The following is a 23,057-nucleotide window of genomic DNA, read 5'->3' on the forward strand; positions in this document are numbered from 1 at the left end:
GGGGAACGGTGGCGATCAGCCACCATTGTCGCCCACCGGCAGCGGTGCGTGCTGCTGTTTTTTCTCCTTGTGCTTGATCACCAGACGGTCAAGCTTGTCCGCAAGCAGGTCGATCGCGGCATACATGGTCTGGGCATTGGCCTCGGCGTGCAGGGTCTGGCCGGGAATGTTGAGGCTGGCGTCGACGTGGTGTTCGGTCTTCTGCAGCTTGAGGGTCACCCGCGCTTCGCAGTGCTGGTCGAAGTGTTTGCCGATCCGGGCCAGCTTCTCCTCTACATAGGACTGCAGGGCCGGGGTGACTTCGACATCTTTGCCAAACGTTTCGATGCGCATCGGGTTTCTCCTGTGTTCGGATGTGCCAATGAACCTCTCCGCCGGGCGCGGCGGCGCGTCAAGCGATTCTGACCCTTTCGTGCGAGGCGGAAATGTTCATGGCTTCACGATACTTCGCCACGGTGCGTCGCGCTACTGGAATTCCCGACGATTTGAGCAGGTCAGCCAGCTTGGCGTCAGAAAGCGGCTTGCGCGGGTTCTCGTCGTCGATCAGGCGCCGGATCATCGCCTGGATGGCCGTGCTGGACGCCTCGCCACCGCCCTCGGTATCGATGCCCGAGGCGAAGAAGGCGCGCAGCGGCAGGGTGCCGCGCGGGGTACGCACGTGCTTGCGGGCGATCGCACGCGAGACCGTGGATTCGTGCAGGCCGAGCTCGGTGGCGATCTCGCGCAGGGTCAGTGGACGCAGCGCCTGCTCGCCGAATTCGAGGAAGCTGGCCTGCTGCAGGATCAGGCTGCGTACCACCCGCAGCAGGGTTTCGCCACGCTGCTGCAGCCCTTTCAGCAGCCAGCGCGCTTCCTGCAGCTGGGCACGCAGGTAGCCGGCATCGGCGTCGCCACAACGTCGGATCAGCTGTTCGTAGCCGCGGTGGATCACCACCTTCGGCCCGGCATGCGCGGCCAGCGCTGCGCGCCATACGCCGTTCTGCCGCCACACCACCACATCCGGCACCACGTAGGTGTCCTGCGACAGCGGTGCGATCTGCGTGCCCGGGCGCGGGTCCAGCGAGCGCAGCAGGGTGACTGCGGTCTCGACCTCGTCCAGGGGCTGTTTCAGTTCATGGGCCAGCCCGGCGACGCCGCTGCGCGGCAGCCGTTCCAGCGGGCCTGCGGCAATCTGTCGCGCCAGCACCAGGCCGGGCGTGTCACCGGCCAGCACATCCAGCTGCAGCAGCAGGCATTCGCCCAGCGTGCGTGCAGCCACACCGACCGGATCGAAACGCTGGATGCGATGCAGCACGGCGAGGATCTCGTCCTCGTCGGCGTGGATCGCCGGCAACAGGGTTTCGGCGATGGTGGCCAGCGGCTCGCGCAGGTAACCGTCGTCGTCCAGCGCATCGATCAGTGCGGCACCGATACTGCGATCACGCGAGGACAAATGCGACAGATGCAGCTGCCACAGCAGATGGTCGGCCAGTGTTTCGGTTTCGGCTACGCGCTCGGCGGCGCTGCCGGTGTCGTCGTCATCGTCGAAGCTGCCGCCGCTGCCGGCCGCGCTCCAGTCCAGTTCGGCCGGTGCCCAGTCGTCACCGGCATCGGTACGTTCTGCCGGGGCGTCACCGTCGTTGCCATCGCTGCCTTCGTTGCTGGCGCTGCTGCTGTCACTGCTGTCGGCCCAGTCCAGCAGCGGATTGCTTTCCACCGCCTGGGCGATCTCCAGCTCCAGCTCGGTGGTGGACATCTGCAGCAGCTTGATCGCCTGCTGCAACTGGGGCGTGAGCACCAGTTGCTGTCCCAACGATGTCTGCAGCCGAGTCTTCATGCCTGTGCCGAAAGGAAGGAGAGGGACCCGGCGCTTGCCGTCACAGCTTGAAGGAATCCCCGAGGTAGACGCGACGCACGTCGGCATTGTCCAGGATCGCTTCCGGCGAGCCCTGGGCCAGCACGCTGCCCTCAGCGAGAATATACGCGCGGTCGCAGATTCCCAAGGTCTCGCGCACGTTGTGGTCGGTGATCAGCACGCCGATGCCACGCTGCTTGAGATGAGTGACGATGCGCTGGATCTCGCCGACGGAAATCGGGTCGACGCCGGCGAACGGTTCGTCGAGCAGGATCAGGCGCGGCTGCGCGGCCAGGGCACGGGCGATCTCGCAGCGGCGACGTTCGCCACCGGACAGGCTGGCGCCGAGCTGGTCGGCGACGTGGCCCAGCTGCAGTTCGTCGAGCAGGCTGTTCAATTCACGCTCGCGGCCAGCCGAATCCAGGCCCTCGCGCAGCTCCAGCACCAGGCGGATGTTGTCGGCCACGGTCAGCTTGCGGAACACCGACGGCTCCTGCGGCAGGTAACCCACGCCCTGCTTGGCCCGGGTATACATCGGGTCGCCGGTGATGTCCTTGCCGTCGAGCACGATGCTGCCAGCATCGGCGGCAACCAGGCCGACGATCATGTAGAAGCAGGTGGTCTTGCCGGCGCCGTTGGGGCCGAGCAGGCCGACCACTTCACCGGCGTCGAGGGTCAGCCCGAAGTCCTTGACGACTTCGCGTTGCTTGTACTTCTTGCGCAGGCCCTTGGCGACGAGCATTACTTCCTGCTCCCGGCCGGCTGTGCCGGCGTGGTGGCCTTGGGCTGTGCCGCAGGTGCGGCCGGGGTCTTGTTCTTCGGCGGGATGACGGTGCGCACGCGGCTGCCGTCACCACCGGAGTTCATTTCGCCGGTGCGGGTGTTGTAGATCATGCGCTGGCCGGCATTGGTGCCGCGCGCGCTGGTGACCTTATAGTTGCCGGTCAGGGTGATGATCTCGGTCTTGATGTCGTAGTCGATGCGATCGGCCAGCGCGTCCATCCAGGTGCCATCATCGAGCTGCTGCTTCATCTTGGCCTGCTTGCCGGTGAACACCACACGCACCGCTTCGCCGTCCTTGAGGTAGATCTCGGCCTCGGACGAGCGCAGGTCCAGCGTGCCCTGGGTGATGATCACGCCCTGCGACAGCACGGTCTTGCCGTCGCCGGTGAGCGTGCCCGACTGGGCGCCGGAATCGATGTGCATGTCTTCGTTGCGGTCGGTGGACTTGGCGAAGGCGGCGCTGGGGACAAGAAGACCAAGCGCGAGTACGGCGGCAAAGGGAATCTTCATCGGGGTCCGTTCTACCGGTGGGGGCCTCCCGGGTGGACCGGGGGCGGGCGGGTGGGGCTGCCGGCCTTGCGCCTGTCCGGAGACGTCGCAGGCTGGCGGCGGAATCAGCGTTTGGGCGTGTAGCGGCCCTTGGACTGGCTGAGGAAATGATACGTGTTGTTCTTCGAATCCACTTCGAAGCCGACACCGGACTGTTCCATGCCCGGGCGGGTCATGGTCACCAGGGCGTCGGTGCGGGCGCGGTTTTCCTTCGGGAACACGTCCAGATGGTCTGTGCGGAAGGTGGTCGGCACCGTGCCCGGGCCGACCGGGCTGTCGCCGGCGACGTTGCCGCGCAGCTTCATCTCGTCGCCCTTGGCGCTGAGCCAGCCGGTTTCGGCACGCAGGGTCCAGTGCCTGCCATCCTTGTCCGGCATCTCGAACAACGGCGTGGCGATGTTGATGGTCTGGTCACCGCGCTGGCGTTCCAGCAACGGTGCGCGCAGCGTGGTCGATTCCTTGCCTTGCTCATCCAGGGCGACGATCTGGAAGTCGTGCAGGATGTAATCCACGCCCACTTCCTGGCCGCCACTGGCTGGCCCCTTGTCGCGGTTGCGCAGCGCCGCCCAGCTGCTCAGCAGGGCGGCCAGCAGCAGGCCGATGCCGAGCAGGGTGCGCCAGTTCACGGTCGGCAGGTTCATGCGCCGAACCTCGCCAGTACGGCGTCCACATGCCCCTGCGCGGCCAGCAGGATGTCGCACAGCTCGCGCGCGGCGCCACACCCGCCATTGGCACGGGTCTGCCAGTGCACGCGCTCGGCGATCCACGGATGGGCGTTGGCCGGTGCCACCGCCAGGCCGACCGCGCCCAGCGGCGCCAGGTCCGGCAGGTCATCGCCCATGAAGGCCACCTGTTCCAGGCCGATGCCATGCTGCGCGCACAGCGCCTGCACGCTGGCCAGCTTGTCGCCTACGGCGATCTGGGTGTCGATGCCGAGGTCGGCGCCGCGCTTGAGCGCGGACTGGCTGTTGCGCGCGGTGATCAGCACGGGATGGATGCCGTGCTGCTGCAGCAGTTTCAGGCCCAGGCCATCCTGCACGAAGTACGCCTTGCTCTCGTTGCCGTCCTTGTCGTAGTACAGCCGACCGTCGGTGAGGGTGCCGTCCACGTCGAAGCAGGCCAGGCGGATACGGGCCGCGGCGGCATGCAGGTGGGCAGGGAAGGCGGGCAAGGGGGACCAGGGCATCAGGGCGGCAGGCTCGGTGGGTTCGGGTGGGGCAGTACAGACTGAATGGGGTCTACGGACTGTCGGTTAAACCACCCGGGCCCGCAACAGGTCATGAATGTTCAGGGCGCCGACCGCACGGCCCTGGCCATCGACCACGATCAGGCCGGTGATCTTGTGGGTCTCCATCAGCCGGGCCGCCTCCACCGCCAGCTGGTCGGCGCCGATGGTGCGTGGGTTGCGCGTCATCACATCGGCGATCTTCGCGGTGCGCACGTCCAGCGCGCTGTCCAGCGCGCGGCGCAGGTCGCCGTCGGTGAACAGGCCGATCAGCACGCCGCCGGCATCGACCACGGCGGTCATGCCCAGCCGTTTGCGGCTCATCTCCATCAGCGCTTCACTGAGACTGGCGTCGGCGCCCACGCTGGGCAGGTCGTCGCCGGTGTGCATCACGTCGGTGATGTGCAGCAGCAGGCGGCGGCCGAGGCTGCCGGCCGGGTGTGAACGGGCGAAATCGTCGGCGGTGAAGCCGCGCGCATCGAGCAGGGCCACCGCCAGCGCGTCGCCCATCGCCAGCGAGGCGGTGGTGCTGGAGGTCGGCGCCAGCGCCAGCGGACAGGCCTCGGCCGGCACGCTCACGTCCAGGTGGATGTCGGCGGCGGTGGCTAGGCTGGACTGTGGGCGCCCGGTCATGGAAATCAGCACGTTGCCCTGGCGCTTGAGCACCGGCAGCAGCATCAGCACCTCGTCTGACTCGCCCGAATAGGACAGGGCCAGCACCACGTCGTCCTCGGTGATCATGCCCAGGTCGCCGTGGCCGGCTTCACCCGGGTGCACGTAGAACGCCGGCGTACCGGTGGACGCCAGGGTGGCGGCGATCTTGCGGGCGATGTGCCCGGACTTGCCCATGCCGGTGGCGACCACCCGGCCGCGGCTGGCCAGGATCGCCTGGCAGGCCTGCTGGAACGCCTCGCCAAGGCGGTCGGCCACGGCGTCCAGCGCCTGCCGCTCGATCTCGAAGACGCGGCGGCCGCTGGCGACCAGGCCGGCAGGGTCGACGGAACGGGGGGGCAACAGGGATTCGGCCATGCGGACGCCACGCAGCGGAAGTAGAATGGAGGCACATTTTATTAGGAAAGCCCGTTGGACGCCGACACCATCCGCAATCTGATCGAAACCGGCCTGCCCGGCGCCCGCGCCGACGTGCAGGGCGACGATGGCGTGCATTTCGAAGCGACCGTGGTCTGCGAGGCCTTCGCCGGCAAGATGCCGCTGGCCCGCCACCGCATGGTGTATGCCACGCTGGGCGACCTGATGGGCGGCGCGATCCACGCGCTGGCGCTGAAAACCGTGACCCCGGCCGAAGCCGGCTGAACCGCAGAAGATCCCGAATACATGGCCAAGATCGTTGTGACCGGCGGCGCTGCGCTGCACGGTGAAGTGAGCATCTCCGGCGCCAAGAACGCCGTCCTCCCCATTCTCTGCGCGACCCTGCTGGCCGATGCGCCGGTGGAGATCACCAACGTGCCGCACCTGCACGACGTGGTCACCACGGTGAAGCTGCTGGGCGAACTGGGCGCGAAAGTGACCATCGACCAGGGCACGCTGTCGCGCGGCAGCGCGATCGTGGTCGACCCGCGTTCGGTCAACCAGCACGTGGCACCGTATGAGCTGGTCAAGACCATGCGCGCCTCGATCCTGGTGCTGGGCCCGCTGCTGGCCCGCTTCGGCGCGGCCGAAGTATCGCTGCCGGGCGGCTGCGCGATCGGTTCGCGTCCGGTCGACCAGCACATCAAGGGCCTGCAGGCGCTGGGTGCCGAGATCGTGGTCGAGAACGGCTTCATCAAGGCCACCGCCAAGCGGCTGAAGGGGGGGCACTTCACCTTCGACATGGTCAGCGTCACCGGCACCGAGAACGTGCTGATGGGCGCGGTGCTGGCCGAAGGCACCACCATCCTCGACAACTGCGCGATGGAACCGGAAGTGACCGATCTGGCGCACTGCCTGATCGCGCTGGGCGCGAAAATCGAAGGCCTGGGCACTGCTCGCCTGGTGATCGAAGGCGTCGAGCGCCTGTCCGGTGGCCGCCACGAAGTGCTGCCCGACCGTATCGAGACCGGCACCTTCCTGGTGGCCGCAGCGATGACCGGTGGCAAGGTCACGGTCAACCGTGCGCGCCCGAACACCATGGACGCGGTGCTGTCCAAGCTGGTCGAAGCCGGTGCGAAGATCGAGACCACCGAAGACACCATCACCCTGGACATGCAGGGCAAGCGGCCGAAGGCGGTCAACCTGACCACCGCGCCGTACCCGGCATTCCCGACCGACATGCAGGCGCAGTTCATGGCGCTCAACTGCGTGGCCGACGGCGTGGGCGTGATCAACGAAACGATCTTCGAGAACCGTTTCATGCACGTCAACGAACTGCTGCGCCTGGGCGCGGATATCCAGGTCGAAGGGCATACCGCCATCGTGCGTGGCAACGAGCACCTGAGCGGCGCGCCGGTGATGGCCACCGACCTGCGCGCCTCGGCATCGCTGATCCTGGCCGGCCTGATGGCCAGCGGCGATACCACCATCGACCGCATCTACCACCTTGATCGTGGCTACGAGAACATCGAAGAGAAGCTGTCTTCGCTCGGTGCCACCATCCGGCGCGTGCCATGATCCTGCGCGGCAAGTTCAGCCCGCGTCGCAAGGCGCTGCTGGCCCTGGTGCTGATCGTGCTGGCGTGGCTGGGCTATGCCTGGTACGCCAACATCGCCATCACCCAGGGCATCGAGCAGAAGGACATGGACTGGAACGGCGATGGCACGGTCTCGCGTGATGAAATCATCGAGTCGTTCTATGCGGTCGCAGTGAACGACAGCCAGGACGGCAACCGTCATTGCCGCACCTTCGTCTGGCGCAGCACCGGTGAGCAGATCCGCGTGGACTGCCGGACCGAGTTCAAGCCGGCCGAGGAACAGAAACCGGCTGAAGCGAAGAAATAAGAAAACGCCCGCGAAAGCGGGCGTTTTCTTTTCGGTAGTGCCGGCCGCTGGCCGGCAACCCCATCAACCTCGTGGAGCATCGCGAGAATGCCGGGCAGTGGCCGGCACTACCGGTTCGCGCGTCAGTTCATCGCCTTGATGGTCAGGTCCAGCGCATCGCGGCCGCTCTCACGCTGCAGCATGCGCGCCGGCACCGGGAATTCCGGCACGATCCAGGCGATCAGCTCCTTGTTGCCGTCGGCGCGCGAGACCTTGGTGGCCTCGTAGCTCTTGCCGCCCACGGTGATCGATTCCTTGCCGATCACACGGTACGTCATGTTCTTGATGCGGCCTTCGTCGACCATGCGATAGGTCAGCGGCTTGCCCGCCGCCAGGTCACGGGCGATCGCCAGGTTGATCAGCAGCGCGTCCATGTCACCGGCTTTCAGCGCAATCGGGCCAGCGCGATCCGGCTTGATGTCACCGGTCCAGGTGGCCTGGTTGCTGGTCCAGTTGTAGTTGGCCTGCACGTTGCGCTTCTTCACCAGCAGCGCCGAACGGTCCTGGCTGCTGAGCGGGCGCAGCTGGCCACGCACTTCCTCGAACACCGTGCTCTGGCTGAGGTCGGCCAGCTGGTTCTTCACCTGCAGGCTGTAGCGCCACTTGTTGCTGCCTTCGCTGGCCAGGGTCATGGTGCCGTTGGCCTGCATGCCCATGTAGCTGGCCAGGTAATCGGCCTTGAACGGTTCCAGCGCCATGGCCGGCAGGCTGGCCACGGTCAGGGCAGCGGCTGCGATCCAGGTGAGGGGGCGGGTCAGGGTATTCATGCTCAGACTCCTTGGTATTCGATCAGGCGCAGATCGACGCGGTCTTCGCCGTCTTCGCGTTGCAGGATGCGCACCGGGGTGGGGACACCGTTGGCGATCCAGAGAATGGTTTCGTTTCTGCCACCGTTGGTCCGGTAGACCCGCAGTGCGTTGTAGGACAGGTCGCCGACCTCGACGTTCTCGGTCTGCGGCGCGGCCTGGTAGTCGTGTTCGCGGACCTTGCCCATGTCCACGTAGCGGTAATGCATGGAGGCGCCTGGACGCGCATCGCGCATGATCGCCAGGTTGATCAGCAGCGCGCTCTGGTCGCCTGCCTGCAGCGGGATCGGTTGCGCGCGTTCCTTCTTGACGTCACCGGTCCATTGCGCGGTGCCGGCCTGCCAGTTGTAGGTGCCGACCGCCTTCTTGCCCAGGAACAGGCCCTTGCGCACCGTGCTCTGGCTGAGCGGCGCATACACGCCGCTGCGCTCCTCGAACACTGTGCTCTGTTCGATGTTCAGGCCCAGCACGCTGGCAAAGCCGCGGCGGCCGACCACCTGCATGTCCACCCGCCACTGGCTGCCGCCGGTGTGGGTGACCTGCATGCTGGCATCGCCCGCTTCCTTGCCCTTGTAGAAGGCCTGGTAGGTGGCGCTGAACGGTTGCAGCGGCGGTGGCTCCCAGGCCAGTGCCGGTGGCATCGGTACGGCCGGCGCATCGGCTGGCGGCTGCGCTGCGGGCACCGGTGCCGGCGGGGGGGCGGGCGCCTGCGCCTGGCCCCAGCCCACGCCGGGGAACACGGCAAGCGACAACAGCAATGGAGTGGACAGCAGGGTCGTGGTCTTCATGGAGGACAGGGACCGCAGGAGGGGGCAGGATGCCAGCCCCGCAGTCAGCGGGGCGTGTGCATGGGGACTACCGGTTCAGGTTCCCGGCGGAATCTAGGGCCAACGGGCTAAACAGGGGGTGACCGTCCAGTTGCGGCTGGCCCTCCCGTTCAGCCAGGCGGCCGGCGCACAACAGCTGCAGGGTGGCGATCAGCAGCGGATGCTCCACCGCCAGCACGCGCGCGGCCAGGCTGTCGGCGTCATCGCCGGGCAGCACCGGCACCCGCACCTGCGCCAGCACGGCGCCCGCATCCAGCTCGGGCACGACCAGATGCACGCTGGCACCGTGCTCGGCGTCGCCCGCCTGCAGCGCCCGTGCGTGGGTGTCCAGGCCCTTGTGCAGCGGCAGCAGCGATGGATGGATGTTGACCAGCCGGCCATTGAAGCGCTGTACGAAGGCCGCGCCGAGGATGCGCATGTAGCCGGCGCAGACGATCCAGTCCGGTTGTACTGCGGCCAGCGCATCGCCGAGCGCCTGCTCGTAGCTGGCGCGGTCGCTGAAGGACTTCGGTGCATGCGCCCAGCGCAGGTTCGGTGCGACGCGCTGCAGGGCCTCTGCGGCGGGGCGGTCGGAAAACACGCCGACCACCTCGGCGGGCAGTCGGCCGTCGGCAATGGCATCGAGGATGGCCTGCAGGTTGCTGCCGCGGCCGGAGGCGAGCACGGCAATGCGGGTGGTCGCGGTCACTGCTGGGCGCTCCGGCGGATCAGCGGCCAGATCAGCAGGCTGCCGAGGGTGGCCATCAGCATGTCGGCGTGCGCGTCCCACATGTCGCCCTGCTGCCCGTTGTAGGCCTCGGCAGCATCCGGTGACAGCGCCAGCGCGATGGCCCACTCGAACCATTCGTAGACCAGGCTGGCACACATCACCGTCATCACCGCCAGGGTGAAGGCCTGGCCCAAGCGCAGCGCCGGCCACGCATGACGGGCAAGCTGCAGCAGCGCAGGAGTGAAGCAGACCCCGAACAGGAAGTGGATGAGGCGATCGAAATGGTTGCGCTGCCAGCCGAAGGCCGCATTCGGCGACCAGCCGCTCAGCGTCTGCGCCCAGGCGTCGTAGGGCACGTTGGAATACAGCCAGCGCGCGGCCACGCAGTGCAGGGCGATGAAGCCGCAGATCGCGATGAAGGCACCGTTGCCCAGCCAGCCGCCGCGACGGTCGACCCACAGCAGCGCGGCCAGCCCGATCGCGGTCAGGGTGCTGTGCAGGGCCTGTTCGGTAGGCCACAGCGGGTGGACCCAGCTGATTGCGAACACCGCCAGCACGGCGGCAAAGGCCAGCTTCTTGGGGCCCGAGAAACGGTGGGTGGTGGGCGAAGCGGACGTCGGGAGGGCAGGCGCGGACATGGGAAATCGATCAGGAAAGGACGGGGCGTCTGCCGGCAGGTTCAGACACTGAGGTGGTCGCCGCGGTCGAACAGCGCGGCCATGTCAGGTTTGGACAGGAACACCCAGGCATAGGCGGCCAAGGCCATGCCCAGCGGGCCGGCCAGTACGCCCAGCCACGCCGCGCGCCGGCACCAGGCCAGCCCGGTGCGATGTGACAGCTGGCGCGCGGTATACAACTGCACGAACCCCAGCACGGCCGCCAGCACGGCGATGGACGCATAGACCGTGGTCAGCATCCAGGCATCGTCCAGTCCGCGCGAGTGGGCCACCCATCCGCTGAGGCCAAGGAACGCCACTGTGGCGAACCAATGGAAGCCGGCCAACGCGTAGAACAGCACTTTCAGCGTCTGCAGATGGCTGGTCAGCTGCAGCTGCGCCAGGGTCTGATGCGGCAGCGGCGGCGGATTGCCGGAGGCGGTCATGCGGGCGTGGCGGGAAGGTCGAAGGCGGCCTTCACCTGCGGGCGCAGCAGGGTGATCAGGCTGAACACCCCCAGCACCGTGCCGATGGGGGTGAACAGGCAGGCCAGGCCGGCCGCGATCAGGCACAGCAGGTAGCGGCGTCTCTGGGCCAGGCAGCGGCCGGCATAGGCGACGAACGCGCCCAGGCTGACGCCACCGAATACGGCGACGCAACCGATGAGGGTGAACATCCAGCCGAACAGGCGCTGTTCGGCCGGCGACGACGGCTGGCCGCCGGAATTCATCGGCAGGTTGCCGGTGAGCGCGGTGATGCCCAGCACGATGTGGATGATGAAGATCAGCGAGAACAGCACGATCAGGCCGCCGACCACGTAGTGCGCGATGGCCAGCATGCGCAGGTGGTCGGCATCCTGCGCGTTGAACACCGGTACCGTCGCCAGCGGCGGCGGCACGGGGGCGGGCGACAAGGGGGGCGTTGCGTCCATGCGGGCTCCTGGGTTGTCGGGATCAGGCGATGTGGACGCGCTCGGCGCCTTCGGCAGTGACCACCTGGCCGATGGTCCAGTGCTCCAGGCCCTGCGCCTTGACCGCATCGGATACCGCGGCCACCTGGTCCGGCGCCACGATCAGCACGAAGCCGATACCGCAGTTGAAGGTGCGCCACATCTCGCTGTCGGCGACCGCGCCTTCCTTCTGCAGCCACTGGAACACCGGCGGCAGGGTCCAGGACGAGGCCTGGATGTCCAGGCCGAGGCCGTCGGGCACCACGCGGATGATGTTCTCGGTCAGGCCGCCACCGGTGATGTGGGCCATGCCGTGGATGGCCGCGCCGTGCGACTTCAGCAGCGACAGGATCGGCTTCACGTACAGGCGGGTCGGCGCCATCAGCGCATCGACCAGCTTCACGCCGCCTTCCAGCTCCAGCTCGGCCGGGCGGCCGGCGCGGTCGTAGATGCGGCGCACCAGCGAGTAGCCGTTGGAATGCGGGCCGGACGAAGCGATGCCGATCAGCACGTCGCCGGCAGCCACGCTGGCGCCATCCTTCAGCTCGCTCTTCTCGACCGCGGCGACGGTGAAGCCGGCCAGGTCGTACTCGCCCGGGGCATACATGTCGGGCATTTCAGCGGTTTCGCCGCCGATCAGCGCGCAGCCGGCCTCGGTGCAGCCGTTGGCGATGCCACCCACGACCGCTGCGGCGGTGTCGATGTCCAGCTTGCCGGTGGCGAAGTAGTCCAGGAAGAACAGCGGCTCGGCACCCTGCACCAGCACGTCGTTCACGCACATCGCGACCAGGTCGATGCCGATCGTATCGTGGCGGTCCAGCTGGTGGGCCAGCTTCAGCTTGGTGCCCACGCCGTCGGTACCCGACACCAGCACCGGCTCGCGGTACTTGTTGGACAGGTCGAACAGGGCGCCGAAGCCGCCCAGGCCGCCCATCACTTCCGGGCGGAAGCTGCGCTTGACCAGGGGCTTGATCCGCTCGACCAGTTCGTTGCCGGCGTCGATGTCGACACCCGCGTCACGGTAGGTGAGGGGGGAGGGGGCGGAAGACGGGGTGTTGGTCACGGGCGTCGGCGCTGGCAGGGGTTGAACGGGCGATTTTAACAGGCCGCATTGGCGCAAAGGCCGTATTCGGGCAACAATTCCCCCGGATACGTCGAGCCAATGGATGTCCTGATGCGCCGCAGCCTGATTCTGACCCTGCTCCTTGCGCTGAGCCTGCCGGTGGCCACGATGGCCCAGAGCGGCCTGCGCACCGAGGGTGATGTTGCCACCGCCACTGGCGCGTACGAGGCCGAAGTGCCCGTCAACAGCCAGGCCGAAGCCGACCGCAACGGCGCCCTGGCCCGCGCCTTGAGCGTTGTACTGGGCAAGTTGTCCGGCGATCGCAGCGTGATGTCGCGCCCTGGCGTGGCGCAGGCGCTGCGCAATGCCAAGGATTACGTGGCCAGCTACGACTACAAGCAGGACCAGAGCGTGAGCGCCAGTGGCGCCCCCAGCTTCCGCACCCTGCTGGTGGCCCGCTTCCGCGAGGACGATGTCGATTCGCTGGTGTCGGCGCTGGGCCTGCCGCTGTGGCCGCAGCCCCGACCGAAGCCGGTGCTGTGGCTGGCCGTCGATGACGGCAGCGGTCCGCGCCTGGTCAGCGTGCAGCAGGCCAACGCCGCCCGCCCGTTGCTGAACCGCGCCATCGAGCGCGGCTACAAGCTGGGCCTGCCCAGCGGTGGTGCCGCCGAACAGGCGCTGGCCAGTGCCATCTGGCGCCAGGACAGTGCCGCCGTGGCCCGTGCCTCTTCGCGCTACTCTCCGCCGATGCAGCTGATCGGCAAGCTGTACCGCGCCAATGGCGGCTGGCAGGCGGACTGGGTGTTCGTCGACAACGGCCGTGAGCTGAACAAGTGGACCAGCAAGGACGCCAACGCCATGCGCGCGATGGCCGCCGGTGCCGATGGTGCCGCCGATGCGCTGGTCAAGCGCTATGCCAAGGCCGGCGCGGCCGTCGGCCAGGCCGGCACCTATCGGGTGGTGGTCACCGGCATCAACAGTGCCGACGACTACCTGCGCCTGGCTGCCGGCCTGCGTGAGGTGCCGGTGGTGCGCAACGTCACCCCGCTGCACGCTTCGGCCGGCCAGCTGGAGCTGAGCCTGGAGATGACCACCGGCCTGGCCGGCTTCAACCGCATGCTGGGCGACAACGGCGTGCTGGTGCCGAGCGCACCGCTGCCGGCCCTGCCGACGCCGATCGACGACACCACCGGTGCCCCGGTCGCTGCGCCGGTCAGCAACGAGTACCGCCTGCGATGAACCTGACCCCGGAAGCGGAAATCGCGCAGTTTCTGCGCCGCCTGAAGTACATCCTGTTCGCCGGCCTGATCGGCTGGGTGGTGTGGTTGCTGGCGCCGATCCTGACCCCGTTCGTGCTGGCGCTGGCGCTGGCCTGGCTGGGCGATCCGCTGGTGGACCGCATCGAGGCCACCGGCCGTTCGCGCATGACCGGCGTGGTGCTGGTGTTCGCGGCGATGGTGCTGGTGATCGTGGCGCTGCTGCTGGTGCTGGTGCCGATGATCGAGCGCCAGATCACCACCCTGATTGCGGTCGCGCCGCAGGCACAGGCGTGGCTGATGGAAAAGGGCATTCCCTGGTTCGAGCAGAAGACCGGCCTGGAAGTGATGCAGTGGCTGGACCCGGACCGCCTGATCGAATGGGTGCGCAGCCACTGGCAGCAGGCCGGCGGCTTCGCCACCACGTTCATGGGCTATGTCTCGCGTTCGGGCTTTGCGATGGTGACCTGGGTGGTCAACATCCTGCTTCTGCCGATCCTGGCGTTCTACTTCCTGCGTGACTGGGACAAGCTGGTCGAGCGCGTGGCGTCGGTGATTCCGCGCAACCAGATCGGCACCATCAGCGCATTGGCGCGTGAGTCCAACGAGGTGCTGGGCGCCTTCATCCGCGGCCAGTTCCTGGTGATGCTGGCGCTGGGCGTGATCTATGCCGGCGGCCTGTCGCTGGTCGGCCTCAAGCTGGGTCTGCTGATCGGCCTGATTGCCGGCCTGATCAGCTTCATTCCCTATCTGGGCGCGACCACCGGCATCCTGATGGCGGTGGTCGCCGCACTGGTGCAGGCACAGGGCTTCGACCTGAAGCTGCTGATCCTGGTCGGCGTGGTGTTCACCGTGGGCCAGCTGCTGGAAAGCTACGTGCTGACCCCGCGGATTGTCGGCGACAAGATCGGCCTGCACCCGGTGGCAGTGATCTTCGCGGTGATGGCCGGCGGCCAGCTGTTCGGCTTCCTCGGCATGCTGCTGGCGCTGCCGGTGGCAGCGGTGACCAACGTGCTGCTGCGCTACGCGCACCAGCGTTATCGCCAGAGCGAGCTGTACGTGGGTGAGAAGCCGGCGATCGTGCTTGATGGCGTGGTCGATGCCCCCCATATCATCATTCCGAACGACAAGGGCCCCGACCTGAAGTGATGGGTGTGCCGCAACTGCCGCTGGCCCTGCATTACCCGCGGGACCAGCGCCTGGAGACCTTCATCGGCGCGCCGGATGGCGCGCTGGCGCAGCTGCGCGCGATCGCGGTCGGCGCCAGCCACGATTGGGTCTACCTGGAAGGTGCGGCGGGCACGGGCAAGACCCACCAGGCGCTGGCGATGTGCTCCAGCGCCGAGCAGGCCGGGCGACTGCCGACCTACGTACCGCTGGCCAGCGCCGCTGGCCGCGTTCGTGCGGCGCTCGATGGGCTGGAAGCGCGCGAACTGGTGGCGCTGGACGGCCTGGATGAGGTTGCCGGCAACCGCGAGGACGAGATCGCGCTGTTCGATTTCCATAACCGTGCGCGCGCTGCGGGCGTGACCGTGCTGTACACGGCGCAGAAGGCGCCGGGCGAACTGGGCCTGGTGCTGCCGGACCTGCGTTCGCGGCTGGGCCAGTGCGTGCGTGTGCTGCTGCAGCCGCTGGATGAGGAAGGGCGGGCAGCGGTGCTGCGTGAGCGCGCGCTGCGGCGTGGGCTGGCGATCGACGAGGCCTCGATCGAGTGGCTGCTGTCGCATACCGGGCGCGAGCTGGGTGGATTGATCACGCTGCTGGACTGGCTGGACCGGGAGTCGCTGGCGGCGAAGCGGCGGATCACCGTGCCGTTCCTGCGCCAGGTGCTGGAAGAAGGGCGGCCTCGTTACTGAGGGTGGGGTTTGCTTTGCAGGGCTGCGCCCTGCACCCGCCGTAGTGCCGGCCGCTGGCCGGCAACAGCAAGAGCTGAAGCAACAGCAGAAGCTGGCTTCCTGAGGGGAGGCGGGGTGGCTCAGGTTGCGGGGGACGGCGCAAGTACGTCCATGTAGCCTCGGTCGCGCCATCCATGGCGCTCACGCCCCCGCAACCTGAGCCACCCCGCCTTCGACAGATTCCCGCGATCTGCCGGGACTGCGTACTGCACTGCTGTTGGTGGGTGTCGACCTTGGTCGACACCAGAGCGAGCATAGCGACGCGACCCGCTTTTGCTTTTCTTTTTTCTTTTCCGTGGCTGGACGCGCACGGAAACTGTCAGAGGCCGGGCGGGATGGGTACGCGGGGGTGTCTGCGGCATGGATGCCGCGGACAAGCCTCCATGGATGGATTCACGGCGTCCCCCGCGTACCCATCCCGCCCGGCCAAGCACGGCTTTGCAGTCGAGCAAGCTCGACTCTACTGATTAGGCATCCAGCCACGAGGGGCTCAGCCGTTCGCCGCCAACTCCGCATCCAGCGCACGCAGGCGATCAACGGTGCCGACATCGGTCCAGCGCCCGCGATGGTGCTGCCCCGTCATCAATCCCTGTGCCATGAAGTGCTTCTGCAGCGGCACCACCGAGAACTTCGGTGGGAGCCGCTCGCTGCCCGGTGCATCACCGATCACCGTGTGCCAGTCGGCCACGATGGAAGGGCGATACACGCCGATGCCGGCATAGGTCAGGCACGGTCCTTCGCGGTCGTGGTGCAGCAACCCCTGCGCATCGAGGCGGTAGTCACCGTTCGGGTGCTGAAGCGGATTGTCGACCAGCACCAGATGCGCCTGGCCCTGCGGCTCGCGCGGCAGCGTGGCGAAATCGAAATCGGTCCAGATGTCGCCGTTCACCACCAGGAACGGGGCGTCGCCCAGCACCGGCAGGGCATTGAGGATGCCGCCGCCGGTTTCCAGCGGGGTCTGCCCTTCGTACATGAAATGCAGGCGCAGGCCCCATTGGCTGCCATCGCCCAGCGTCGCTGGAAACTGTTCGGCCAGCCATGCGGTGTTGACCACCACCTCGCGCACGCCGAGTGCGGCCAGGCGTTCCAGGTGCCAGACGATCAGCGGTTTGCCAGCTACTTCCAGCAGCGGCTTGGGCGTGCACAGGGTCAGCGGGCGCATGCGTTCGCCGAGGCCGGCAGCAAAGATCAGTGCCTTCATCGGGCCACGCGCATCGGTGCGGCCAGGTCGGCCAGCGCCGGCTTGATGCGGTGTTCCAGCAGCTGCTGCAGCGGTGCCAGCTCGCGGTAGCGCGGCAGCACTTCATCCAGATAGGTGATGAAGCGCGGCGCGTCGTCGAGGTAGTGACCCTTGTTGTCGCGGTAGCGCAGGCGGCAGAACAGGCCAAGGATCTTCACGTGGCGCTGGATGCCCATCCAGTCAGCATCGCGCAGGAAGGTGGCGCGGTCGGGCACCGGCAGGCCGGCGTTGCGGGCGCGCTCGTGATACTGCGCCAGCCACTCGTCCACACGCTGCAGCGGCCAGCTCAGGAACGCGTCCTTGAACAAGCTCATCGCATCGTAGGCGATCGGGCCGCGCACCAGGTCCTGGAAATCCAGCACTGCCGGACCATTCTCGACCGGCATCAGATTGCGCGGCATGTAGTCGCGATGGGTCATCAGCTGGGCCTGGCCCAGCGCGTTGTCCATCAAGCGGCGGTGCACCAGCTGCAGCCCTTCAATCTCGCCGCAGTCCAGTTCCAGGTTCAGGTGGCGCTGCAGGAACCATTCGTCGAACAGGCCGGCATCGCGCTGCAGCAGTGCTTCGCCGAACTGGCCGAAGTCGGCCGGCACCGGGATCGCCTGCAGGCGCAGCAGCTGTTCGATCGAGCGGCCGAACCATTCATCGGCGTTGCGCTCGTCGAGGATCTTCGCCAGGGTCGGGCCGCCGAGATCTTCCAGCAGCAGGAAGCCGGCATCCAGATCCTGCGCCAGCAGCGCGGGCACACGCAGGCCGTTGTCATCCAGCAGGCCGCGCATGCGCAGCCATGGGCGCGGATCTTCCAGCCCCGGCGGGGCATCCATCACGATGTGGCTGCCGCGCGTGCTGGTGGTGCGCCAGTAGCTGCGCATGCCGGCATCGACCGAGGCGCGTTCGACCACCGCACTGGAATCATCGAGCTGGGTACGGGCCCACTGCAGGCGCTGCGCGCTGCGCTGGGGATCGGAGGCGGGTTCGGTCATGCAGGCATATCCGGGCGCGCCGGGCGCGCCTACGTCGGGAACAGGAAGGGAAGAGGGTGCGGGATCAGCGGCGACCGCTGAACAGACGCAGGACGGCCAGCACGGCCACCGCGCCCAGCACCGCACCGAGGAAGCCGGCCGGCTCACCGGGGGCGTACCAGCCCATGTACTGGCCGAACCACCCGGCCAGCAGCGCGCCGATGATGCCCAGCACGATGGTCAGCAGGCAGCCCATGCGGTTGTTGCCGGGCATGAAGAATCGCCCGAGCAGGCCGACGAAGAAGCCGACCAGGATGATGTAGAGCCAGCTGCTGCTGCCGAACAGACCATTCATGCGCGCGATTTCCACCAAGGGTGGACGCAGCCTAGCAAGGCCAGGCTGCGTCCGTCACGGTGTGCCGGATTCAGCAGCAGCCGTGGTCGCCGTGGCGGGTGCCACTGTCGGCAGCCACCGGCGAACCGCTGGTCTCGCCGCGCAGGCTGGCGGCGTAGTGCTCGCTGATCACCTTGGACACGCAGGCGGTGACCTTCTTGCCCATCGGAATGTGCAGGAACTCGTTCGGGCCGTGTGCATTGGAGTGCGGACCGAGCACGCCGGTGATCATGAACTGGGCGCCCGGGAACTTCTCACCCAGCATGCCCATGAACGGAATCGAGCCACCTTCGCCCATGTACATCGCCGGCTTGCCGAAGAAGGCCTGGCTGGCGTCGTCGATGGCCTGGGTCAGCCACGGCGCCATGGCCGGGGCGTTCCAGCCGGTGGATGCCTTTTCCAGATCCAGAGTGACCTGCGCACCGTTCGGCGGGTCGCGCAGCAGCGCTTCCTTCAGCAGCTCACCGCAGGTCTTGCCATCGGCGGTCGGCGGCAGGCGCAGCGACAGCTTCACCGAGGTCTGCGGGCGCAGCACGTTGCCGGCCGATTCCAGCGCCGGCATGCCACCGACGCCGGTGACCGACAGTGCCGGGCGCCAGGTGCGGTTGAGCACCAGCTCGGTCAGGTCCTCGTTCATCGGACGCAGACCGTCGACCATCGGGAACTTCTCGAAGATCTCGGTATCGACCACTTCGGCGGCGCGCTTGGCCTGTTCCTGGCGCTCGGCCGGGATCTCAACGTTCATGCCGTCGATCAGGATGCGGCCGGTGTCCTGGTCCTCGATGCGCGACAGCAGCTGGCGCAGCAGTCGGAAGCTGGACGGCACCACGCCGGAGGCATCGCCGGAGTGCACGCCTTCGTTGAGCACCTTCACGGTGAAGTTGCCGCCGGTCAGGCCGCGCAGCGAGGTGGTGCACCACAGCTGGTCGTAGTTGGCGCAGCCCGAATCCAGGCAGACCACCAGCGACGGCTTGCCGATGCGGTCGGCGAGGTGGTCGACGTAGGCCGGCAGGTCATAGCTGCCCGACTCTTCACAGGCTTCGATCAGCACCACGCAGCGGGCGTGCGGCAGGCCCTGGGCCTGTAGTGCCAGCACCGCGGCCAGCGAGCCGAAGATGGCGTAGCCGTCGTCCGCACCGCCGCGGCCATACAGCTTGTCGCCGCGCAGGACCGGGGTCCACGGGCCGAGGTCGTCGTCCCAGCCGGTCATTTCCGGCTGCTTGTCGAGGTGGCCGTAGAGCAGGATGGTGTCGTCGCCGGTTTCGGCGCCGGTAGCCGGAATTTCCAGGAAGATCAGCGGGGTACGGCCTTCCAGGCGCACCACTTCAACCTTCAGGCCGGGCAGCTGCTGGGCCTTGGCCCAGTTCTCCATCAGGGTGACCGCCTGTTCCATGTAGCCGTTCTGCACCCAATTGGCGTCGAACATCGGCGACTTGTTGGGAATGCGGATGTAGTCGACCAACTGCGGGACGATTTCGCTGTCCCACTTGTCATTGACGAATTGGCCGAGCTTGGCGCTGTCCATCTGAAACTCCGGTTGCATGGGCTGATCCGGCCATTCTACGCCTGTGCCGCGGGTAGGGTTTTTCCTACATCACGTCGGGTATTTGGCTGGCTTTTAGAAATCCAGGAAACCGATAGGCTGTGTGCATGTGGTGACGGACACTGTTCCTACCGACGGGATTGCCGGTCGGGACGGCCAGAATCACAAGGAGATACACGTCGTGCCTTGGGGTGTCGTGTTGAGGGCACTGGTGCTGGTCGTGTGGATCGCTGGGGCGCATGCCGCCGAACCGATCGACATCAACCGCGCCGATGCCCAGGCGCTGCAGCAGGGATTGACGATGGTCGGAGCCGCCAAGGCCGAGGCGATCGTCGAGCACCGGCGCAGACACGGCCCGTTTCATCGCGTCGAGGACCTGACGCAGGTGAAGGGGATAGGGAAAGCAATCGTCGAACGGAATCGACAGCGGATCACCGTAGGCAACAGGTTGTTGCCGGCGGATCCGGTACCCGGATCGGTACCGGTGCGAACCGTACCCAGGCGCTGACAGCAGGAATCGTCGGAACCGGCAGGAGGCTGGTTCACCGGACACGGACAGGAAGGCCGTGACCACCGACCGCCGCAGGACGCGGCACCAATCACCAGGATGGTGGCATCACAGACCTGTGGAAGGGGCTGAGATACAAACAGGACAGACGCGGCCGCGTGCAGGATGCAACGCTACCCCCACAGCGCAGGATGCGAGGGGGCGGCAGCAGGCCGACAAGGACGTAACGATTGCCCGGTACGACACATGGCTGTGTCGCCGGGCAGTTTCATTTCCGGCACCTGGTTTTGCCGCGGCCACCACGGGTCGATGGTGTACGGTGGCCGCACCGCATGGAAAGGACCCCCGCTGGATGCTTCTGCACCGCCCCACTACCCTGATGCTCGCCCTTGCACTGGCCCTGCCGCTGCTGGGCCATGCCGCTGCGCCGACGCCGGCCGCCAAGCCTGCCGCTGCCGCAGCCAGCACCGCCGAAGTGCGCGGACCGACCGACCTCAAGCCGGGCGAATACCTGTGGCATCCGGAAATTTCACCGACCGGCCCGATCGTGCTGGTGGTCAGCCTCGATGAGCAGCGCGCGTACGTGTACCGCAACGGCATTGCCATCGGCCTGACCACGATCAGCTCGGGCAAGGCTGGGCATGAGACGCCGACCGGCGTGTTCACCATCCTGCAGAAGGACAAGGACCACAAGTCCAACCTCTACAACAGCGCGCCGATGCCCTACATGCAGCGGCTGACCTGGGACGGCATCGCCCTGCATGGCGGCAGCCTGCCTGGTCATCCGGCCTCGCATGGCTGCGTGCGGCTGCCGCAGGCCTTCGCGCAGAAGCTGTTCAGTGAAACCCAGCGTGGCGACACCGTGGTCGTGGCCGATGCCAAGAGCTCGCCGATGACGCTGGCCTATCCGTCGGTGCTGGCACCGGTCAACGCGCGCGGCCAGGCCCTTCCGGAGACCGGGGATGGGGCCCCGGCGCAGGCCTGGTGGGATGACGCCGCAGCGCCGGCCGGGCAGGTCGGCATCCTGGTCAGCCTGCACGACCAGCGCCTGTACGTGCTGCGCGATGGCGTGATGATCGGCGAGTCGCCGCTGAAGGCCGACGCCCTGCCGGCATTCCAGGGCACCACGCTGTTCGTGATGGGGCAGGGCTACAGCGATACGCCCAGCCCGTTGGACGTGAACCAGCGCCTGCACCAGTGGACGGCCTATCCGCTGCTGGGCCAGGACCGTGCCCAGGCCACGCCGGACCTGCTGGCCACGCCCTCGCTGCCGATGGCGCTGCCGGCCGATTTCGCCCGTCAGCTGTACCAGGTGCTGGTACCGGGCACGACCCTGCTGGTGACCTCGCTGCCGGCGGTCCGCCCAAGCCCGGCTGAATCCGGGATGCAGCCGGTCTTGGAATCCGAGCCGCCAGGGTCCACCCTCAAGGGCAACTGAGTCCCTCGTTGTGCCCATGACTGCATCCCGCCTGTGCCGGCTGGCCGCGTTCGGCCTGCTGGCGACCTCGGCCAGCGCTCCAGCGCTGGCACAGACGCCCGCCCTTGCCACCAGTGCCGATGATCTGGCCGCCTTGCTGTCGCGCAGTGCGCCCAAGGCCGACCGCCACGTATTGCAGCTGGCGGCGCACGCCATGCGCTGCGCGCTGCAGCGGCCGGAGCTGGGCATCAATGGTGATCGCCTCAGCGTGATCGATTATTCGCGGCCGTCCACCGAGCCGCGTCTGTGGGTGTTCGACCTGGCCCACCAGCGCCTGCTGTTCGAGGAATGGGTGGCGCATGGCCGCAACAGCGGTGAGAACCGTACCGAACACTTCTCCAATCGCGATGGCAGCTTCATGTCCAGCCTCGGCGCGTTCACCGCGCAGGAGACCTACATGGGCGGCAACGGCTATTCGCTGCGCCTGGCCGGGCTGGAACCGGGCTTCAACGACCGCGCGCGAGACCGTGCGATCGTCATCCACGGCGCGCCGTACGTGAACCCGGCGACCGCGCAGCTGCAGGGACGGCTCGGCCGCAGCCTGGGCTGCCCTGCGGTACGCCTGTCGGTGGCCAAGCCGCTGATCGACGCATTGCGTGGCGGCACGATGGTGTTCGCCTACTACCCCGACCAGGACTGGCTGAAGCACTCGCAGCTGCTGGGCGGTGAGTGTGGTGGCCAGGGCACGCTCGCCACGCGGTGATGCATGACGGCGCGCGGCATGATGCAATGCGCCGATGAACATCGACTCCCTGTTGCACACTCCGAGCCAGGTGATCTCCCGCCTGGACTATCGCCGCGAACGCTGGCGCAACGGCCTGGGCTGGACCCGCGAGATCCTGCGACTGCCGGCGCAGGGTGATGACTGGGCGCTACGCCTGTCGGTGGCCGAGATCGAACAGGACGCCGCGTTCTCTGCTTTCCCCGGCGTGGAGCGCGAACTGGTGCTGCTGCAGGGCAATGGCGTGCGCCTGCGTTTCGAGGATGGCCGTGTGGCCGAGGTGCTGCCACCGCACGGGCGCGTGCGTTTCGCCGGTGAGGAAGCGCTGCACGGCGAACTGGTCGATGGCACCACCCACGACTTCAACCTGATGTGGAAGCGCGAGCTGCTGCAGGCCGAGCTGCTGCACCGGCCGCTGGTGGGCACGATGTTCTTCTTCTGCGAGCCGGGCGTGGCCTGGGCGCTGCATCTGCTGGCCGGTCAGGCGGAGTTTGGTGCAGATAGTGGCCTGCCGGCGTTGCAGGCGGGAGACACTGCGTGGTTGGCGGCCGGTGAACGGCAGCGTCATGCATTGCAGGGCGGTGGCGAGTTGCTGGCGATCCGGATCAGTGCGGCGGCGGGATGATTCCTGGGCGCCGGTTGGCACTATCCACGCATGGCGTGGATCTACTGCAAATGCGGTTGCCAC

The 23,057-nt window shown here is 67.4% G+C and carries 28 protein-coding genes; 10 read left to right on the forward strand and 18 right to left on the reverse strand.

Annotation, left to right across the window (positions count from 1 at the left end):
• Positions 1 to 15 precede the first annotated feature (15 nt).
• From hpf to ACSYS9_RS05075, 7 genes are all read right to left on the reverse strand, one after another.
• Positions 16 to 333 carry a ribosome hibernation-promoting factor, HPF/YfiA family gene (gene hpf / locus ACSYS9_RS05045; RefSeq protein ID WP_004147311.1) on the reverse strand — a complete coding sequence of 106 codons (318 nt, stop codon included), beginning with the start codon at positions 331 to 333 and terminating at the stop codon, positions 16 to 18.
• A gap of 58 nt (positions 334 to 391) precedes the next feature.
• Positions 392 to 1,816 carry an RNA polymerase factor sigma-54 gene (locus ACSYS9_RS05050; RefSeq protein WP_071228062.1) on the reverse strand — a complete coding sequence of 475 codons (1,425 nt, stop codon included), beginning with the start codon at positions 1,814 to 1,816 and terminating at the stop codon, positions 392 to 394.
• 40 nt (positions 1,817 to 1,856) lie between these two features.
• Positions 1,857 to 2,576, reverse strand: a complete 720-nt coding sequence (gene lptB / locus ACSYS9_RS05055) for an LPS export ABC transporter ATP-binding protein (protein WP_049400688.1) — start codon at positions 2,574 to 2,576, stop codon at positions 1,857 to 1,859.
• The gene (lptA, locus tag ACSYS9_RS05060) at positions 2,576 to 3,127 is read right to left on the reverse strand and encodes a lipopolysaccharide transport periplasmic protein LptA (protein ID WP_071228063.1); all 552 of its coding nucleotides are present in this window, start codon (positions 3,125 to 3,127) and stop codon (positions 2,576 to 2,578) included. The genes lptB and lptA overlap by 1 nt, the downstream gene beginning before the upstream one ends.
• Positions 3,128 to 3,231: 104 nt before the next feature.
• Positions 3,232 to 3,807, reverse strand: coding sequence for an LPS export ABC transporter periplasmic protein LptC (gene lptC / locus ACSYS9_RS05065; RefSeq protein WP_071228064.1), 576 nt, complete (start codon positions 3,805 to 3,807; stop codon positions 3,232 to 3,234).
• Complete coding sequence (locus ACSYS9_RS05070) at positions 3,804 to 4,352, reverse strand: KdsC family phosphatase (RefSeq protein ID WP_071228065.1); 549 nt, start codon at positions 4,350 to 4,352, stop codon at positions 3,804 to 3,806. Before ACSYS9_RS05070 ends, lptC begins: the two co-directional genes overlap by 4 nt.
• A 66-nt stretch (positions 4,353 to 4,418) precedes the next feature.
• On the reverse strand, positions 4,419 to 5,420 hold the full coding sequence (locus ACSYS9_RS05075) for a KpsF/GutQ family sugar-phosphate isomerase (RefSeq protein ID WP_049421533.1): 1,002 nt from the start codon (positions 5,418 to 5,420) through the stop codon (positions 4,419 to 4,421).
• 54 nt (positions 5,421 to 5,474) lie between these two features.
• Between ACSYS9_RS05075 and ACSYS9_RS05080 the strand changes: the two genes are divergently transcribed.
• The 3 genes from ACSYS9_RS05080 to ACSYS9_RS05090 are packed head-to-tail and all read left to right on the forward strand — an operon-like array spanning position 5,475 to position 7,324.
• Entirely contained in the window at positions 5,475 to 5,705 is a 231-nt protein-coding gene (locus ACSYS9_RS05080; RefSeq protein WP_005408396.1) for a BolA family protein, read from the forward strand.
• A gap of 21 nt (positions 5,706 to 5,726) precedes the next feature.
• A complete protein-coding gene (gene murA / locus ACSYS9_RS05085) occupies positions 5,727 to 6,998 on the forward strand; it encodes a UDP-N-acetylglucosamine 1-carboxyvinyltransferase (protein ID WP_071228066.1) in 1,272 nt (423 codons plus the stop codon).
• Positions 6,995 to 7,324: a hypothetical protein gene (locus ACSYS9_RS05090; RefSeq protein ID WP_032130368.1), complete on the forward strand. Its 330-nt coding sequence runs from the start codon at positions 6,995 to 6,997 to the stop codon at positions 7,322 to 7,324. The genes murA and ACSYS9_RS05090 overlap by 4 nt, the downstream gene beginning before the upstream one ends.
• A gap of 122 nt (positions 7,325 to 7,446) precedes the next feature.
• Here the strand turns inward: ACSYS9_RS05090 and ACSYS9_RS05095 are convergent, their stop codons facing one another.
• The 7 genes from ACSYS9_RS05095 to purM all read right to left on the reverse strand — a co-directional run bounded on the left by ACSYS9_RS05095 (position 7,447) and on the right by purM (position 12,373).
• A complete protein-coding gene (locus tag ACSYS9_RS05095) occupies positions 7,447 to 8,130 on the reverse strand; it encodes a DUF3108 domain-containing protein (RefSeq protein ID WP_010483632.1) in 684 nt (227 codons plus the stop codon).
• A 2-nt stretch (positions 8,131 to 8,132) separates the two neighbouring features.
• Entirely contained in the window at positions 8,133 to 8,957 is an 825-nt protein-coding gene (locus ACSYS9_RS05100; protein ID WP_049398164.1) for a DUF3108 domain-containing protein, read from the reverse strand.
• Positions 8,958 to 9,024: 67 nt separating this feature from the next.
• Positions 9,025 to 9,684: a phosphoribosylglycinamide formyltransferase gene (purN, locus tag ACSYS9_RS05105; RefSeq protein ID WP_049398165.1), complete on the reverse strand. Its 660-nt coding sequence runs from the start codon at positions 9,682 to 9,684 to the stop codon at positions 9,025 to 9,027.
• Positions 9,681 to 10,343: a DUF2238 domain-containing protein gene (locus tag ACSYS9_RS05110; RefSeq protein ID WP_071228067.1), complete on the reverse strand. Its 663-nt coding sequence runs from the start codon at positions 10,341 to 10,343 to the stop codon at positions 9,681 to 9,683. Before ACSYS9_RS05110 ends, purN begins: the two co-directional genes overlap by 4 nt.
• Before the next feature lie 41 nt (positions 10,344 to 10,384).
• Positions 10,385 to 10,807: a hypothetical protein gene (locus ACSYS9_RS05115; protein WP_032130364.1), complete on the reverse strand. Its 423-nt coding sequence runs from the start codon at positions 10,805 to 10,807 to the stop codon at positions 10,385 to 10,387.
• Entirely contained in the window at positions 10,804 to 11,292 is a 489-nt protein-coding gene (locus ACSYS9_RS05120; protein WP_071228068.1) for a hypothetical protein, read from the reverse strand. The genes ACSYS9_RS05115 and ACSYS9_RS05120 overlap by 4 nt, the downstream gene beginning before the upstream one ends.
• Positions 11,293 to 11,314: 22 nt before the next feature.
• Positions 11,315 to 12,373 (reverse strand): phosphoribosylformylglycinamidine cyclo-ligase, encoded by a 1,059-nt coding sequence (gene purM / locus ACSYS9_RS05125; RefSeq protein WP_071228069.1) that lies wholly within the window; start codon positions 12,371 to 12,373, stop codon positions 11,315 to 11,317.
• Positions 12,374 to 12,472: 99 nt separating this feature from the next.
• Here purM and ACSYS9_RS05130 point away from each other — a divergent pair, with 99 nt between their 5' ends.
• The 3 genes from ACSYS9_RS05130 to hda are packed head-to-tail and all read left to right on the forward strand — an operon-like array spanning position 12,473 to position 15,485.
• Positions 12,473 to 13,612: a DUF2066 domain-containing protein gene (locus ACSYS9_RS05130; protein ID WP_071228070.1), complete on the forward strand. Its 1,140-nt coding sequence runs from the start codon at positions 12,473 to 12,475 to the stop codon at positions 13,610 to 13,612.
• Positions 13,609 to 14,778 (forward strand): AI-2E family transporter, encoded by a 1,170-nt coding sequence (locus ACSYS9_RS05135; RefSeq protein WP_032130360.1) that lies wholly within the window; start codon positions 13,609 to 13,611, stop codon positions 14,776 to 14,778. Before ACSYS9_RS05130 ends, ACSYS9_RS05135 begins: the two co-directional genes overlap by 4 nt.
• Entirely contained in the window at positions 14,778 to 15,485 is a 708-nt protein-coding gene (hda, locus tag ACSYS9_RS05140) for a DnaA regulatory inactivator Hda (protein WP_071228071.1), read from the forward strand. The genes ACSYS9_RS05135 and hda overlap by 1 nt, the downstream gene beginning before the upstream one ends.
• Positions 15,486 to 16,014: 529 nt before the next feature.
• Here the strand turns inward: hda and murU are convergent.
• From murU to ACSYS9_RS05160, 4 genes are all read right to left on the reverse strand, one after another.
• Positions 16,015 to 16,725 carry an N-acetylmuramate alpha-1-phosphate uridylyltransferase MurU gene (gene murU / locus ACSYS9_RS05145; RefSeq protein WP_071228072.1) on the reverse strand — a complete coding sequence of 237 codons (711 nt, stop codon included), beginning with the start codon at positions 16,723 to 16,725 and terminating at the stop codon, positions 16,015 to 16,017.
• Complete coding sequence (locus ACSYS9_RS05150) at positions 16,722 to 17,747, reverse strand: aminoglycoside phosphotransferase family protein (protein WP_071228073.1); 1,026 nt, start codon at positions 17,745 to 17,747, stop codon at positions 16,722 to 16,724. The genes murU and ACSYS9_RS05150 overlap by 4 nt, the downstream gene beginning before the upstream one ends.
• Before the next feature lie 64 nt (positions 17,748 to 17,811).
• Positions 17,812 to 18,081, reverse strand: a complete 270-nt coding sequence (locus ACSYS9_RS05155) for a GlsB/YeaQ/YmgE family stress response membrane protein (RefSeq protein WP_049398791.1) — start codon at positions 18,079 to 18,081, stop codon at positions 17,812 to 17,814.
• Positions 18,082 to 18,151: 70 nt separating this feature from the next.
• The gene (locus tag ACSYS9_RS05160; RefSeq protein ID WP_010483606.1) at positions 18,152 to 19,645 is read right to left on the reverse strand and encodes a M20 family metallopeptidase; all 1,494 of its coding nucleotides are present in this window, start codon (positions 19,643 to 19,645) and stop codon (positions 18,152 to 18,154) included.
• Between the two features lie 121 nt (positions 19,646 to 19,766).
• Here ACSYS9_RS05160 and ACSYS9_RS05165 point away from each other — a divergent pair, with 121 nt between their 5' ends.
• The 4 genes from ACSYS9_RS05165 to ACSYS9_RS05180 all read left to right on the forward strand — a co-directional run bounded on the left by ACSYS9_RS05165 (position 19,767) and on the right by ACSYS9_RS05180 (position 22,994).
• Positions 19,767 to 20,171 (forward strand): ComEA family DNA-binding protein, encoded by a 405-nt coding sequence (locus ACSYS9_RS05165; protein WP_440568863.1) that lies wholly within the window; start codon positions 19,767 to 19,769, stop codon positions 20,169 to 20,171.
• Between the two features lie 352 nt (positions 20,172 to 20,523).
• Complete coding sequence (locus ACSYS9_RS05170; protein WP_049463135.1) at positions 20,524 to 21,609, forward strand: L,D-transpeptidase; 1,086 nt, start codon at positions 20,524 to 20,526, stop codon at positions 21,607 to 21,609.
• A gap of 16 nt (positions 21,610 to 21,625) precedes the next feature.
• The gene (locus tag ACSYS9_RS05175; protein WP_071228075.1) at positions 21,626 to 22,351 is read left to right on the forward strand and encodes a murein L,D-transpeptidase catalytic domain family protein; all 726 of its coding nucleotides are present in this window, start codon (positions 21,626 to 21,628) and stop codon (positions 22,349 to 22,351) included.
• 34 nt (positions 22,352 to 22,385) lie between these two features.
• Entirely contained in the window at positions 22,386 to 22,994 is a 609-nt protein-coding gene (locus ACSYS9_RS05180) for a HutD/Ves family protein (protein ID WP_049398795.1), read from the forward strand.
• Positions 22,995 to 23,057: the final 63 nt, after the last annotated feature.

The organism is Stenotrophomonas sp. STK17_22, assembly GCF_051983905.1.
GTDB lineage: Bacteria > Pseudomonadota > Gammaproteobacteria > Xanthomonadales > Xanthomonadaceae > Stenotrophomonas > Stenotrophomonas maltophilia_A.

Coding starts and splice junctions, on each gene's coding strand:
- hpf (WP_004147311.1), bottom strand. CDS start 333: ATGCGCATCGAAACGTTTGGCAAAGATGTCGAAGTCACCCCGGCCCTG.
- ACSYS9_RS05050 (WP_071228062.1), bottom strand. CDS start 1,816: ATGAAGACTCGGCTGCAGACATCGTTGGGACAGCAACTGGTGCTCACG.
- lptB (WP_049400688.1), bottom strand. CDS start 2,576: ATGCTCGTCGCCAAGGGCCTGCGCAAGAAGTACAAGCAACGCGAAGTC.
- lptA (WP_071228063.1), bottom strand. CDS start 3,127: ATGAAGATTCCCTTTGCCGCCGTACTCGCGCTTGGTCTTCTTGTCCCC.
- lptC (WP_071228064.1), bottom strand. CDS start 3,807: ATGAACCTGCCGACCGTGAACTGGCGCACCCTGCTCGGCATCGGCCTG.
- ACSYS9_RS05070 (WP_071228065.1), bottom strand. CDS start 4,352: ATGCCCTGGTCCCCCTTGCCCGCCTTCCCTGCCCACCTGCATGCCGCC.
- ACSYS9_RS05075 (WP_049421533.1), bottom strand. CDS start 5,420: ATGGCCGAATCCCTGTTGCCCCCCCGTTCCGTCGACCCTGCCGGCCTG.
- murA (WP_071228066.1), top strand. CDS start 5,727: ATGGCCAAGATCGTTGTGACCGGCGGCGCTGCGCTGCACGGTGAAGTG.
- ACSYS9_RS05090 (WP_032130368.1), top strand. CDS start 6,995: ATGATCCTGCGCGGCAAGTTCAGCCCGCGTCGCAAGGCGCTGCTGGCC.
- ACSYS9_RS05095 (WP_010483632.1), bottom strand. CDS start 8,130: ATGAATACCCTGACCCGCCCCCTCACCTGGATCGCAGCCGCTGCCCTG.
- ACSYS9_RS05100 (WP_049398164.1), bottom strand. CDS start 8,957: ATGAAGACCACGACCCTGCTGTCCACTCCATTGCTGTTGTCGCTTGCC.
- ACSYS9_RS05110 (WP_071228067.1), bottom strand. CDS start 10,343: ATGTCCGCGCCTGCCCTCCCGACGTCCGCTTCGCCCACCACCCACCGT.
- ACSYS9_RS05115 (WP_032130364.1), bottom strand. CDS start 10,807: ATGACCGCCTCCGGCAATCCGCCGCCGCTGCCGCATCAGACCCTGGCG.
- ACSYS9_RS05120 (WP_071228068.1), bottom strand. CDS start 11,292: ATGGACGCAACGCCCCCCTTGTCGCCCGCCCCCGTGCCGCCGCCGCTG.
- ACSYS9_RS05130 (WP_071228070.1), top strand. CDS start 12,473: ATGGATGTCCTGATGCGCCGCAGCCTGATTCTGACCCTGCTCCTTGCG.
- ACSYS9_RS05135 (WP_032130360.1), top strand. CDS start 13,609: ATGAACCTGACCCCGGAAGCGGAAATCGCGCAGTTTCTGCGCCGCCTG.
- hda (WP_071228071.1), top strand. CDS start 14,778: ATGGGTGTGCCGCAACTGCCGCTGGCCCTGCATTACCCGCGGGACCAG.
- murU (WP_071228072.1), bottom strand. CDS start 16,725: ATGAAGGCACTGATCTTTGCTGCCGGCCTCGGCGAACGCATGCGCCCG.
- ACSYS9_RS05150 (WP_071228073.1), bottom strand. CDS start 17,747: ATGACCGAACCCGCCTCCGATCCCCAGCGCAGCGCGCAGCGCCTGCAG.
- ACSYS9_RS05155 (WP_049398791.1), bottom strand. CDS start 18,081: ATGAATGGTCTGTTCGGCAGCAGCAGCTGGCTCTACATCATCCTGGTC.
- ACSYS9_RS05160 (WP_010483606.1), bottom strand. CDS start 19,645: ATGGACAGCGCCAAGCTCGGCCAATTCGTCAATGACAAGTGGGACAGC.
- ACSYS9_RS05170 (WP_049463135.1), top strand. CDS start 20,524: ATGCTTCTGCACCGCCCCACTACCCTGATGCTCGCCCTTGCACTGGCC.
- ACSYS9_RS05175 (WP_071228075.1), top strand. CDS start 21,626: ATGACTGCATCCCGCCTGTGCCGGCTGGCCGCGTTCGGCCTGCTGGCG.
- ACSYS9_RS05180 (WP_049398795.1), top strand. CDS start 22,386: ATGAACATCGACTCCCTGTTGCACACTCCGAGCCAGGTGATCTCCCGC.